This window comes from Sphingobacterium yanglingense, assembly GCF_004363245.1.
Classification (GTDB): Bacteria; Bacteroidota; Bacteroidia; order Sphingobacteriales; family Sphingobacteriaceae; genus Sphingobacterium; species Sphingobacterium yanglingense.
In genome coordinates this window covers 539384-551382 of the sequence record NZ_SNYV01000013.1, presented here as the reverse complement: position 1 = coordinate 551382, position 11999 = coordinate 539384, and the positions used below count along the sequence as shown (strand labels likewise).

Genomic DNA, 11999 nt, shown 5'->3' with positions numbered 1-11999 from the left:
CAATACGGGAAACCATATTCCAAAATAGAAAACAGAAACTCTTCTTAAATTTATATGCTCTTTTCACATTATATTTCCTCTAAAAAAGATTCTAAATAGATGAGGAGAGCTACAAAATTCGCTTTTATATTACTACACATTTTTTTGCGTCTAACTGCGAATTTATGTAGGTTTGGCTTTGTGTTAATAAAGCTATATTGGTCTATCCAATCAAATATAGCGCTACATCTATTTTATTCAGTATACAGATTATGTCAATCAAACAAGCACTTATTCTTTTAACAACTCTTTTTTACACGAGTCTATGTTTTTGCCAAAGTAAAAGCGCTCCCTTGATCATCGGTAAATCTGAACTTTTAGAATCTAAAATACTGAATGAAAAAAGGACGCTAAACATATACCTTCCAGAAGAATATAATGCACTGGATACCGTTAAATATCCGGTGATTTATGTATTGGATGGCGGAAAAAAAGAAGATTGGTTGCACGTAGCTGGGACTGTACATTTCAACACTCAACCCTGGATTGCCCGTTTTCCGCGTTCAATAGTAGTTGGCATAGAAGGTAATACAAGGCGTAGAGATTTTACTTTTGCCGTTGAGAATACCGACTTTATAGAGAAAGAAGGTTTTCAAAAATCAAGTTTCCCCCAATACGGTGGTTCTGGCAAATTTATAGACTTTATTCAAGAAGAGCTACAACCCTATATAAATCAATCGTACAAGACTACGACTAAGAAGACGATCATTGGAGAATCTTTGGCCGGACTTCTGGCTACAGAAATTCTTCTAAATCGTCCCAACCTATTTAACGATTATATTATTGTTAGCCCTAGCCTTTGGTGGGGAGAACAGCTACTCTTAAAGAACGCAGAACAACTTCTAAAGGAAAATCTAAAAAAGAAAGTTAATGTTTATTTAGGTGTTCCTAACAGAGAAGAAGACACCAAAATGTATTTGGAAGCCGAAAGCCTATATAACATCCTTAGAAATAACAAGAACACGAATATTGTCTTTGATTATATGCCTGACGAGATACACGCGACGGTAATCCATCAGGCGGTATACAATGCTTTCAAAAAACTATATCCCAAAACAACGTACCAATAGTACCGCCCTTCCTCTATTCTAACAAAAACTACTAAAAACCCCATCACAGAGTATATCCACTAATGCCTGCCAACATTTTAGATTTTGGAAGTATCCCAACAATCTTGCTAATGAATTTTAAAGTCGCTGTCGACAAGCTACTGCTCTTTCTATTCATTGAAGCATTATTGTCAATACACCTCATAACTAACTTCATGGGCTTCGGTCAGTTGAGGTACCTCCAGATTATGTAACATTTTATCCAATACTATATCGGGCAAAGGATACGCTCTATTCTTATTCTGCGTCCGCCAAATACCGTAAGGTTTCTCAATATAAACCAACTTCACATAAGCCTGATAATCGACAAACAAATCAACAAGTTGCTTTCTCATCAATGCGGTGATATTTGTTGCATTCCATATAAATCCCTGACCTGTTCGAAGATACTTTTTCGCCATTTCCTTTGCTTCCTGTACCACCCAACCGTTCCTTTTCTTATCCGTTGGCTCAATACGATATTGTCTGCGTATATCATCCAGACTGATAACAGGCAGATCCTTATCCAACTTCGAAATGTAATAATCCTTACCCATTCCTGGTAGCCCTGATAATACGATGACCTCCGATTTGAAACGATCAAAGGGAACATAATCCACATAACCATCTAAGGTGTTAAAGTAGGTAAAACGCGCATTAGGAGTCTTAAAATTAGGTGCAGACTGCCAACATCCGATTTCTTTAGTATACAGCTCAAACATCTCCAACGCATACAGTAATGCATCCATATCCTGACAAATTCGGCCTTTAGCATCGGCTTTCGCTAAGATTTTCAAGTGGCTCAAATCCAATTGTAGAGAGGCTTCCAAAGCACTTTTCATAGGGTCAGGTTTATCCATCAGCCATAGAGGAAGCCCGTGATAGCGTACTAGTGACACAATTTTCTCTCGGATATTAAATGGCGTATCAAAATCTCTAAACAAAATTTTACGTGTAGTCTGAGCACCTTTTCGCGCATGACTAGGCGAACTCACCCGCCCCACGGCATCAACTAATGTCGTAGACCGTTTCTCGATGTCATGCATTAACGCTGATGTCCAGAGCACCTCTTTCTGTTGCTCATCTAAACACTGAAAATCAGTATCTTTCAGTAGACTGTCTATGACCATCTGCGTATGTACAGCCACATTTCCTTCTGCATGATGCAAAGAGTCCTGAGGTACATCCTGCATATCATCAACCCAAGAGAATTTCTTTTCTAAAATCTCCCACTCCTTGCTTTCTGTCAATTTCCAAATCATTACAGTCCCCCCCTTTCCCAAATCAGTGGTGTTCTTCTCCACGATCTTGTCCAATGTTCATCCGTCTGCACATGTCCCTTCCTTACATATTTAAAAACATGATGCGGAAACTCGGCCACGGAATAAGCATTCACATTTCTACATACCAACCCTTCAGAAGTACATACTTCTCCTGTCTTTGGATCGATAGACCCAAACGTCGAAACCTGACCTGCCAATTTCTCCACATCTGACCGAAGCTGATCCGCACTTAACTCCTTTACGCTCGTCTTTTTCAATACCGGGACCATAGGCAAGTCAAACAATGCTGCATAGAAGCATACTTCCTCCCAGGAAAGCCACATATCTTTGATACGTGCGGCAAATACATAATAATAATGCTCTAGCTTAGTATATTCAATCGAGTGTACAGCATATAGATTTTCACCAAAAAACTCCAAATCCCCCAAGTCGTTTTTAAGACTAGCCCAGTGCTCGCGTAGTTGTGCTGTCCAAGGTGAAATTGTTGGAGCCGCATGGGATCTTGCAAACACGCCCCGTTTGGATAGACAATTATTTTCTCCATCCAACTTTTCAGTATACAACAACTCCGAAAAGCGCTGTATATCTTCCCAATAATTATGATTAAAACGATCGTCACTGCTTGTCCCCGGTGAAAAAGGGAAATGGTAGGTACGACCATATTTTGTTGATTCCATTTTATAAAATTCAAAGTATAACATACATCTATCAAACCATAAGAATAGCAGCTGTCGAAATCTCTTCCAAACAACTAACTCTCTTTCTGAATATTGACAATGTATTACATGACTTTTATTTTTAATCTTTTCAACTTTAATGATCGATGAGGCAAAAGTAAAAAATTAGGAGACAATCACAAAACCGTTTTTACCATTTAAAAAACTATAGTTGAAAACATCATACGGATTATCAAATTATTATGCTTTTGTAAAGCCCTTCAAAATTAGGTTTCTATTCCCTAACTTCATCCAAGAATCGCTTAGGAACACAAAGTTTATATCCTGGAAAACAAGTATATGGCTTATAAAATAAACAATTCTAAGAAAAAAGCGTTCTTATAAGTAAAAGACTCCTTAACAACGTGTTTTAGTGCATCGCGTTAAGAAGTCAATAATAGTTCAAATGCCCGAAATTAATTTTCAATGCACAGCTAATATTTAAAATTATGCTACAGATCAAGCCTTTTGTAATACTGCTATTTACCTATTTCGCAATTTACTTCCTTGTTATGCTTTTCATATCCAACTATATCCTTCCTGTAGGAAAGGTTGAGTTTGTAATACATGCGCTGTTAGCAACCTGTCTTACAGGAGTATTCTCCTTTCGGAGGTTTATTACGAACGAATAGTCAAAGAAATTAGCCCCATCATCCATTTCACTAGCTGAAACAGCTTTTTTAGGGATTACTGTCCGCATATGCTGAATATACGCCCGTAGCACTTTCATACATTATATTCTCTAAAAACCGTTCGAAATATCCCAATGATTCGGAGTCAGATCTTAAAACCTGCTCCTTTAGAATAAGCCATTCTGATAAAAAGTAAGGAGTCTGGTGATAAAAATCATGGTCCTTAATTACCTCATCAACCTTATCATAAACCATTATTAAATCCTGTTGATTATCATTCTGAGTTATTTTAATCTGTATATCTTTAAGAAAAGGATAAAGTTCTTTTTTTTCCATTAGCTCTATTATATCGTATTTTTACTCCAGCTACTTTTGGTGATTTCATAAACGTAGTTAATCTTCGGAACTTCGCCGTAATATCCTACTTCTACCTCTCCAACTTTTTCCGCACCAAGACGTACTACAGCAATTTGTGACCTTAGGTTTTCCGAACCGACGTGCAACATAACTTTAGAAACAAATTGAAAAAGATAATCCAACATCAGCTTTTTTACCCCTTTATTAACACCTGTGCCCCAATAGGACACCCCGTAAAAGGTATAACCAACAAAGATACTATTATTAGATTCATCAAAATCATATACCCTTGTACTTCCTACCACCTCGCCCGTTTTTTTATCAATAATCTTAAAAGCTCCTTTACTCTGCATTGCTCCTTCGAAAAACACTTCAAAGACATCTCTTTTCCAACGATCTTTGCTAGGGTGTTGAGTCCATATTTCTGGATCGGAGGCTACGCTATACAAATCTTCAAAATCTCCCTCCTGTAGCGGTAATAGAATGACTTGCTCGTTCTCAAGAGTAGGTTGTGTGTTAAATCTCATATATCTATTTCTTTGAGTAAACTAAATTAACTAAATATAGAAAGTCAAAACATAAATCGCGCCGTTTATTAAACTAAAATAACACAAATATACTCCAATTAATATATAACAAGTCCAACAAGTGCTGCCCCTAACAGTATAAGAATGGGATGAACTTTAAATCTGACTGAACATACTATAGCTGTAATAAATAGGATAGGACTCGTATAATCAATAAAATTATCTCCATTGGTGAGCGAGAGAGCTGCTAAAGCAATTAAAGCAAGACTGATAGGCCGGACACCATCCATCGCTAAAGAAAAATACCTATTAGATCTAAATTTTAAGAAGAAATAAGATATCACTGATATCATTGCAAAGGAAGGTAGACATAAAGCAATGGTTGTCATCCCCGCTCCCACGATGGCTATCGGATGGGAATATCCTGCATGTATCAAAGTACTGTATCCAGCATAGGTTGCTGTATTAATACCAATGGGCCCTGGAGTAAGCTGCGAAATCGCTACGAGGTCGGTAAATTCCTGCTTAGTCATCCAACTATTTCGATCTACAACTTCTTCCTGAATCAGGGATAGCATTGCATAGCCTCCACCGAATCCCCAAAAACCTATTTTTGTAAATACCCAAAAGAGTTTATAAAATATCATTTTAGCTAATTTTTAGGCAATTGCCGTTGCTCTCCCTTGAACTTATGGTAAAGAATTCCCCCTACACATCCAAAAACAATGACCCATACCGGAGAAAGATGAAAGAAAAACATAAGTATTAAAGCTATTATAGGGATAATCAAGCTTTTAAGAGTCATTTTATTAGCCTTGAAGGCTGTATAACAAGGGGCAGCAATCAGTCCAACTACAACAGGACGTAGTGCTTTAAACACTTTGACAACATAGGGATTGTCCTGTACCTTTCCAAAAAATGCGGCAACTAGAATAACAATAAAAAAGGGAGCTATTACAGTTCCAAGAGCAGCTAAAATTCCCCCTCGGACACCAGATACTTTATATCCCACCAAAGCTGCGATATTAGTAGCAAATACACCGGGGAGAGATTCTGTAATCGCGAGCAATTCATAAAATTCCGTACGGTCAAGCCATCCTTGGTTGACGATTTCTTTTTCTATTAAAGGGATGACAGCATAGCCACCTCCAATAGTAAACAGACCGATCTTTGTAAATTGACAGAAGAGTTTAAAATGCATGAAATGTAACGGGTTTTTAAAGGCTATCTCACTATACATATATCGTTGTAAAACACCTCGATTACACAACTATAAATATACAAAAAACTGTTTAAAAAAACGAATTAACAGCGAGTTTACAATGCCTATAAAAACAATAAGAATCCGTTATTTCAACCCATTAACAACCGTTCCAATTCAGGTATACTATCCACAATATAATCGGCTCCTGCCTGCTCTAATTCCTCTCGATCCCCAAACCCATAAAGCACACCTACACTAGACATATTAAAACGTTTTGCACCTAATACATCATGCTCACGATCTCCGATCATCACACATTTTTCAACCAGGGTTAGATTAGATTTTTTCATTACATAATCAATAACATGCCCTTTGCTTGGACGAGACTCATCAAGTGCAGCGCCACCGATAAAACTAAAGAAGGAATCCAGTTGAAAATGCTGTAGAATCTTTATCGCAAATACCTCTGGCTTAGAAGTGGCCAAAAATAAATCATAGCCTTCTAGCTTTAGCGATTCCAACAGCGAAGGAATACCCTCGAATAGTTGGTTTTCGTAAAGCCCTACAGCCGCGAAACGTTCACGATACTTCGATACCGCTTGAAAGGCAGCAGACTCATCAAAGCCATACGCTGTTATAAATGTATCTTTCAAAGGAGGACCTATAAAACGTTTCAAGTCATTCAGGTCCTCAACCAAAATCCCCATCGACTCCAAAGCATAGGCAATGCTTTTAGTAATCCCCTCTGCAGGATCCGTGAGCGTTCCATCCAGATCCAACAAGATATTCTTATACTTAGCGCTAAACATCATCTTATCGACTCCCTATTTGAATTTCTTTTCAACCAACGAATTCTAAAACCAGAACAAAAAATTATTCTTTATCCCTGACCTCTTTTACATCCACGTGAAATGGTCGCACGGGCACTCCCCTATACTTTTCTGGCATATCCTTTACACTTCCATCCCGTACTGCATGATATTTTGGAGATACCATTTCTATACCAGCCTCATGAAATACATCCATTATGTGTTTATGCAATTCCGAATAGATAAATGCTTGCCTATGCGGATGCTTTGTATAAGCATTTACTTGATAGGTAACATAAAAATCGTCTAGACTGCTTTGAAATATAAAAGGCTCTGGAGTAGATTCTAAAAGTTCCGTACGTGACACAGCCGCTTTAGCAAGCTCGTGAAACGTCTGCCATGGTACATCATAGGCCATCGCTACCTTCGTATTAATAATCAACCCTTGTTGACCAGCTTCAGCACTATAGTTTATCGTATGATTGCTCATAATCTGAGAATTGGGAATCGATACAACTTCATTATTCGGTGTACGTATACGCGTAACCAACAGTGATTTTTCTACAATATCTCCCGTTACGTCACCAAACTTGACTCGATCACCGATGACAAAGGACCGCATATAGGTCAACATCAGACCGGCGACAATATTACCAAGAGCACCTGCAGAGCTAAAGGTAAACAACACGCCAATAAAGACAGAAATACCCTGGAATATAGGAGATTCAGACCCTGGCAAATAAGGAAATACAACGACAAAGAAAAAAGCTAAGAGCAATACGCGCAAAATATGATAAGTAGGAAGCGCCCAATCTGCATAAAATCCCTTAATCACTAGTGAACCATTGGCCAATTCATCAGCAAAGTATTTAAACATTTTTAATGCATAATGAAATACCAGATAAACTACGATGATAGTGACAAAGTTTGGAAAATAATCAATCATCGCCAGTGCTACTTTCTTAAGAGGCGACATAAAATAACCTATCAAAATAGGAGCATAACCTTTGGTCGATGGAAATAGGTTAAATAGTATGGGTAGTGCTAGATATATCACTGTCAATATCAACAACCATCGTAATATACCAGTAATCAACCAGATAAACTTCATCTCTTGCGCTGGTGACACCAGTTGATAACCTTTTATTACAATACCATTAAATCGTCTTTTCTTAGACTTAATCATTCTCAATTTCAACAAATTGACAGATTTCCTAAGCCCAACGATAATAACGACTACACCAAGTATAACGGCAATTGCTATTCCCGTAGAAGTCAGCAAGCGACTAAAGCTATTTTCTTCTCGATACTGATCAATCGCATGTGCAATGGTTGTTTTGTAAGAGGCTACTAATTCTCCGGCCTCTTTATTCGCCCACAACGCGTCCTGCTCATTTACACTCAAAATCACTTGATCACGCCACAACAAAAGCCAGTTGTCTTCAGTCTGTCGAATTAGTAACGAATCTGATTTAAACTCATAATTGGCCTCAAGCTGTTCAATTCGTTCTGCAGTTCCAGCAGCACGTTCTTTAGCAGAATAACTTCCTATTGAATTGAAAATAGTAAAAAGAGTATCTTTAAAAGGAGCCACCGGAGCTCCTTTATTGACTGCTCTTAACGAATCGACTTTTAGTCGCCGTTTAGCAATCAACAGAGAGTCCTTGCTCTTTAAGAAAGCAAGTTCCTCTATTAGCTTTCGTTGTTCATACACATCCGTCCTTCTTGAGGAAAGCAACTCATTTTCCAGGTACTTTCTACGCAGTGAATCATCATTCTGTTGCTTGCGCATTTCCAACAAGGTAGTCTCACCTTTTGAGATGATTTCCTTCTTAATGGAGTCAGAGGTTGTTGTATCTTCTTTCTTTTCCGTCTGAGCCCATACATAAGAACTACTTAACACAAACCCCAGGAGCAAACTATATAACCGCAATTTCATGCCTATTTCATTTTAGATTGCTACCAAAGTAGCGACTTTATTCTTAAGCCGGAAACATAATTGTTTTTTATTTTTAACGGTTACTATCACTTATTGAAATATGCCATCATCTTAGTAACCATCCAAAAAGCCTAAAGGTTTATAACAACCAAATAAATACACAGATTAGTAGGACTTATTTCTTATCGCTCCAGTTCTTTTGTCAAAAACCAGTGTCTTCTGCGCCCCCGTGTAAAACAGCTTCAATGTCAATGTAGTATCCGTTTCACTATCAAAAGATATATCTCTTGCATTACGCATTTTCACATCTAAACGGTCATCGAGCAACTCCCTGTCTTTACATTGAAGCACACGTCTTTCTATTACTCCTTTCTTTTCCATAACCTCCAACCAAGGAGGAACCATCACGCTGTAGGAGACAATCTGCCCCCTGTAACTTGAATTCAGATCCTTACTCAACCATAAGCCCAAAGGTGTCGTAGATAGTACAAGCGCATAAAATGGCAATCCCATCGGCAACATACTCAATAAGACAAAGGACACCATCCCTATCAAGAATAACTTAGCTAAAAGTCTTTTCCAAAAAATGACAACTATCAAAAAACTGCCTAACCACCACAACCAAAAAAGAATAATATCAGCAAAATACCCTTTTAGACTAATCTCAAAGCCGAAATAGGCCACAAGATCTGTTACTAACAAGGCGGATAGAAACCCATAAATTTTCAAAATAACTCTTTTTATTTCCAATTGTTTATTTTGTTCCATAAATCACCAATTAAATGAAATGCACTACAAAGTGACCACTTCATGATAAATACAGGAACTAAATAAACCATAAATAGATTCAAGTCAACACAAAATTTACAATTCGTTCTTTCATATTTTAAAAGAGTATAAATATTTAAAAAAACATCTTGAGCCTACTTTGATAGAACCATATCAGTACGGTCTACATCCAAAGAAAAAAGAGCCCTGTCTGTAGGAAAGGGCTCTTTTTAGGTCTCTATAAAAGCTTATAGACTACAAGCCATTCAACCAGTTTTCAACCTCATCTTTGGTCTTTCCTGTTTTCTGTTGTAATTTACCCAACAATTCCTCTTCTTTTCCTTCCGCATACAACAAATCATCATCTGTCAGATCTGCATACTGCTGTTTTACTTTTCCTTTCAATTCATTCCAACGGCCTTTCCAAGTCAATTTGCTCATAGTTTTTCTCCTTTCTATTATTATGATTTTTAATATGTTGTTTCGGTAATAGAACAGCTACCCTGCATAAACGTTTAGATTTTTTTACTTTTTTCTAGAATCTACCGTTTATTAAGTGGTTGACCTGCTTATATTCACCTTTCAACTTTATTTGTATATATTTACAGAAATATCCGAGATAACTTTATGTCCAATTATGAAACCTTATCAGATATTTCCCTAACTTCTCTATTAAAAGATGGAGACGATTCTGCGTTTACTGAAATCTATAGGCGGTATAGTAAAAAGCTGTTTATAATGTCCTATAACTATTGTAAGAATAAGGAAACTGCAGAGGAACTTGTACAGGAAGTCTTTGTAGGGCTATGGGATAAGCGGGATTTACTAAATGTACAAAAACTCCAACCCTATCTTGCTACAGCTATACGATTCTCCGTCTTCAAAGCAATATATAAGGAACGAAGACGACAAGAAATTATTAATCAGAACATCACCATTGATCATGCTCATTTCGAGGAAAAACTACATGCTAAATTTCTCCAAGAACTCATCAACGAATCCGTAGAACAGCTCCCCGAAAAATGTAACCTTGTATATAGATACAGTCGCGAAGAAGGATTAAATAACCGAGAAATATCTGAAAAAATGAAGATTTCTGAAAAGACTGTAGAGGCTCATCTCACTAAAGCACTCAAATCAGTTCGAAGATATCTCAATGACAATGGCATATTTATATTGCTAGCTAGCAGCGCTTTAGAAAAAATAATAAAATAAAATCCTTATCGACTAAGGGTAATCCTTCCCTTATCGTACTATCCTCTATATAAAAGCACCCAACGAGTTATAATATAACGCTCATATAACCATATGAACCACAAAGAACAGGCTTTTATCAGATATAAGAAAAATAAAAATGAAGGATACCAAACTGCAGGAACTTATCCAACGCTATATAGACGGCACTGCTACAGTTACGGAGCAGCAGGAATTGCTAAACTGGTACCGCAGCAAGGACCATACTCAAGTCGAGTGGACTGATACGGAAGAGGTAGAGGACATACTCGATCGTGTACTGCTCAAGACCAAACAAGAGATTGGAGTCCGTGTTCACTCCCAAACTAGCCGATTTAAATCATTTCCTTGGACCCGTGTGGCGATCGCAGCGAGCATCTTACTGGCCTTAGGAATAGCTTGGATAAGCCATTATCACAAAGTTCCAAAAACGGAAGCATCTCTAGTTCAAACCGAAATAATACCTGGTGTTGACAAAGCTATTTTGAAAATGCATGACGGTAACTCCATTGATTTGGAAACACATCATAAAGGTAAAATTGGATCCTCACTTTATACAGTCTCCGATGGGCAGTTAAAATTGAACGATCCTGAGCACACAGAAGATGTCACTCCAAAATATACGAGTTTAGAAACGCCCAAAGGGGCACAATACCATATGACACTACCGGATGGTACCAAAGTGATTCTTAACGCACAAAGTGTCATTCGTTTTACCCTACCCTTCATTGGGGCACAACGAAAAGTATCTATCGAAGGCGAAGTTTATTTTGATGTAGTGAAAGACAAAAACCGCCCTTTCATTGTCACTGCACAACAATCCCAGATCGAGGTATTAGGCACCCAATTCAACATAAATGCTTACGACAAAAATCACTTAAGAGCCTCTCTTTTAGAAGGTGTTATTCAATTGAATACACCCAAGACAAAAATGAAACTAGTACCTGGACAGGTTGCCGATATCCATAATGAAAATGGGACAATTGATCTCATAAAAGTCGATTTGAACAGCGAACTATCCTGGACAAAAGGCTACTTCGACTTCAAGGATATGCCAATACGAAATATCATGCAACAGTTGGCACGCTGGTATGACATCGAAGTTCAATATGAAGGAGAAATGAGCGATAAGGAATACTCCGCAAGAATACTTAGAAGAGATAACATTAAAGATATCCTCAATAAACTAGAAGCCACACAAACGATTAGATTCAAAACAATAGGACGTAAAGTCATAGTCATGGCTCCTTAAAAATTATAAACCGAATTAATAACCTAAAAACAATTTTATGATAAAGACTTAAGGAAATAGTACAATGATATACAAACAAAAAGGCTGTGCGCTGGAGACGCAACAGCCTACGAGTTGTAATCGTTGAAAAAATGAGCGTATAGTATTTCATT

The 11999-nt window shown here is 37.5% G+C and carries 13 protein-coding genes; 3 read left to right on the top strand and 10 right to left on the bottom strand.

Annotated features, from left to right (window positions below):
* Nucleotides 1-332 precede the first annotated feature (332 nt).
* Nucleotides 333-1109 carry an alpha/beta hydrolase gene (locus CLV99_RS10670; RefSeq protein ID WP_246032739.1) on the top strand — a complete coding sequence of 259 codons (777 nt, stop codon included), beginning with the start codon at nucleotides 333-335 and terminating at the stop codon, nucleotides 1107-1109.
* A gap of 170 nt (nucleotides 1110-1279) precedes the next feature.
* Here CLV99_RS10670 and CLV99_RS10665 read toward each other — a convergent pair whose 3' ends face one another.
* The 10 genes from CLV99_RS10665 to CLV99_RS10620 all read right to left on the bottom strand — a co-directional run bounded on the left by CLV99_RS10665 (nucleotide 1280) and on the right by CLV99_RS10620 (nucleotide 9803).
* Nucleotides 1280-2431 (bottom strand): AAA family ATPase, encoded by a 1152-nt coding sequence (locus CLV99_RS10665; RefSeq protein WP_246032738.1) that lies wholly within the window; start codon nucleotides 2429-2431, stop codon nucleotides 1280-1282.
* The gene (locus tag CLV99_RS10660) at nucleotides 2389-3087 is read right to left on the bottom strand and encodes an RNA ligase family protein (protein ID WP_133584480.1); all 699 of its coding nucleotides are present in this window, start codon (nucleotides 3085-3087) and stop codon (nucleotides 2389-2391) included. The genes CLV99_RS10665 and CLV99_RS10660 overlap by 43 nt, the downstream gene beginning before the upstream one ends.
* A 719-nt stretch (nucleotides 3088-3806) precedes the next feature.
* Nucleotides 3807-4094: a hypothetical protein gene (locus CLV99_RS10655; RefSeq protein ID WP_133584479.1), complete on the bottom strand. Its 288-nt coding sequence runs from the start codon at nucleotides 4092-4094 to the stop codon at nucleotides 3807-3809.
* 8 nt (nucleotides 4095-4102) lie between these two features.
* The gene (locus tag CLV99_RS10650) at nucleotides 4103-4642 is read right to left on the bottom strand and encodes a GNAT family N-acetyltransferase (protein WP_133584478.1); all 540 of its coding nucleotides are present in this window, start codon (nucleotides 4640-4642) and stop codon (nucleotides 4103-4105) included.
* Between the two features lie 98 nt (nucleotides 4643-4740).
* Entirely contained in the window at nucleotides 4741-5289 is a 549-nt protein-coding gene (locus tag CLV99_RS10645) for a chromate transporter (RefSeq protein ID WP_133584477.1), read from the bottom strand.
* A 5-nt stretch (nucleotides 5290-5294) separates the two neighbouring features.
* Nucleotides 5295-5843, bottom strand: a complete 549-nt coding sequence (locus CLV99_RS10640) for a chromate transporter (RefSeq protein WP_133584476.1) — start codon at nucleotides 5841-5843, stop codon at nucleotides 5295-5297.
* Nucleotides 5844-5995: 152 nt separating this feature from the next.
* A complete protein-coding gene (locus CLV99_RS10635; protein WP_246032737.1) occupies nucleotides 5996-6658 on the bottom strand; it encodes an HAD family hydrolase in 663 nt (220 codons plus the stop codon).
* 61 nt (nucleotides 6659-6719) lie between these two features.
* Nucleotides 6720-8594, bottom strand: a complete 1875-nt coding sequence (locus CLV99_RS10630; RefSeq protein WP_133584475.1) for a mechanosensitive ion channel family protein — start codon at nucleotides 8592-8594, stop codon at nucleotides 6720-6722.
* 165 nt (nucleotides 8595-8759) lie between these two features.
* The gene (locus CLV99_RS10625; RefSeq protein WP_246032736.1) at nucleotides 8760-9362 is read right to left on the bottom strand and encodes a hypothetical protein; all 603 of its coding nucleotides are present in this window, start codon (nucleotides 9360-9362) and stop codon (nucleotides 8760-8762) included.
* A 255-nt stretch (nucleotides 9363-9617) separates the two neighbouring features.
* On the bottom strand, nucleotides 9618-9803 hold the full coding sequence (locus tag CLV99_RS10620) for a CsbD family protein (RefSeq protein WP_133584474.1): 186 nt from the start codon (nucleotides 9801-9803) through the stop codon (nucleotides 9618-9620).
* A gap of 186 nt (nucleotides 9804-9989) precedes the next feature.
* Between CLV99_RS10620 and CLV99_RS10615 the strand changes: the two genes are divergently transcribed.
* Complete coding sequence (locus CLV99_RS10615; RefSeq protein ID WP_133584473.1) at nucleotides 9990-10577, top strand: RNA polymerase sigma-70 factor; 588 nt, start codon at nucleotides 9990-9992, stop codon at nucleotides 10575-10577.
* A 139-nt stretch (nucleotides 10578-10716) separates the two neighbouring features.
* The gene (locus CLV99_RS10610) at nucleotides 10717-11847 is read left to right on the top strand and encodes a FecR family protein (protein WP_133584472.1); all 1131 of its coding nucleotides are present in this window, start codon (nucleotides 10717-10719) and stop codon (nucleotides 11845-11847) included.
* The last annotated feature ends 152 nt before the right edge of the window (nucleotides 11848-11999 follow it).

Bases quoted from the DNA above. Each gene is read 5' to 3' on its own strand.
- CLV99_RS10660 (WP_133584480.1), bottom strand. From the start codon at position 3,087: ATGGAATCAACAAAATATGGTCGTACCTACCATTTCCCTTTTTCACCG.
- CLV99_RS10655 (WP_133584479.1), bottom strand. From the start codon at position 4,094: ATGGAAAAAAAAGAACTTTATCCTTTTCTTAAAGATATACAGATTAAA.
- CLV99_RS10650 (WP_133584478.1), bottom strand. From the start codon at position 4,642: ATGAGATTTAACACACAACCTACTCTTGAGAACGAGCAAGTCATTCTA.
- CLV99_RS10645 (WP_133584477.1), bottom strand. From the start codon at position 5,289: ATGATATTTTATAAACTCTTTTGGGTATTTACAAAAATAGGTTTTTGG.
- CLV99_RS10640 (WP_133584476.1), bottom strand. From the start codon at position 5,843: ATGCATTTTAAACTCTTCTGTCAATTTACAAAGATCGGTCTGTTTACT.
- CLV99_RS10635 (WP_246032737.1), bottom strand. From the start codon at position 6,658: ATGATGTTTAGCGCTAAGTATAAGAATATCTTGTTGGATCTGGATGGA.
- CLV99_RS10630 (WP_133584475.1), bottom strand. From the start codon at position 8,594: ATGAAATTGCGGTTATATAGTTTGCTCCTGGGGTTTGTGTTAAGTAGT.
- CLV99_RS10625 (WP_246032736.1), bottom strand. From the start codon at position 9,362: ATGGAACAAAATAAACAATTGGAAATAAAAAGAGTTATTTTGAAAATT.
- CLV99_RS10620 (WP_133584474.1), bottom strand. From the start codon at position 9,803: ATGAGCAAATTGACTTGGAAAGGCCGTTGGAATGAATTGAAAGGAAAA.
- CLV99_RS10615 (WP_133584473.1), top strand. From the start codon at position 9,990: ATGTCCAATTATGAAACCTTATCAGATATTTCCCTAACTTCTCTATTA.
- CLV99_RS10610 (WP_133584472.1), top strand. From the start codon at position 10,717: ATGAAGGATACCAAACTGCAGGAACTTATCCAACGCTATATAGACGGC.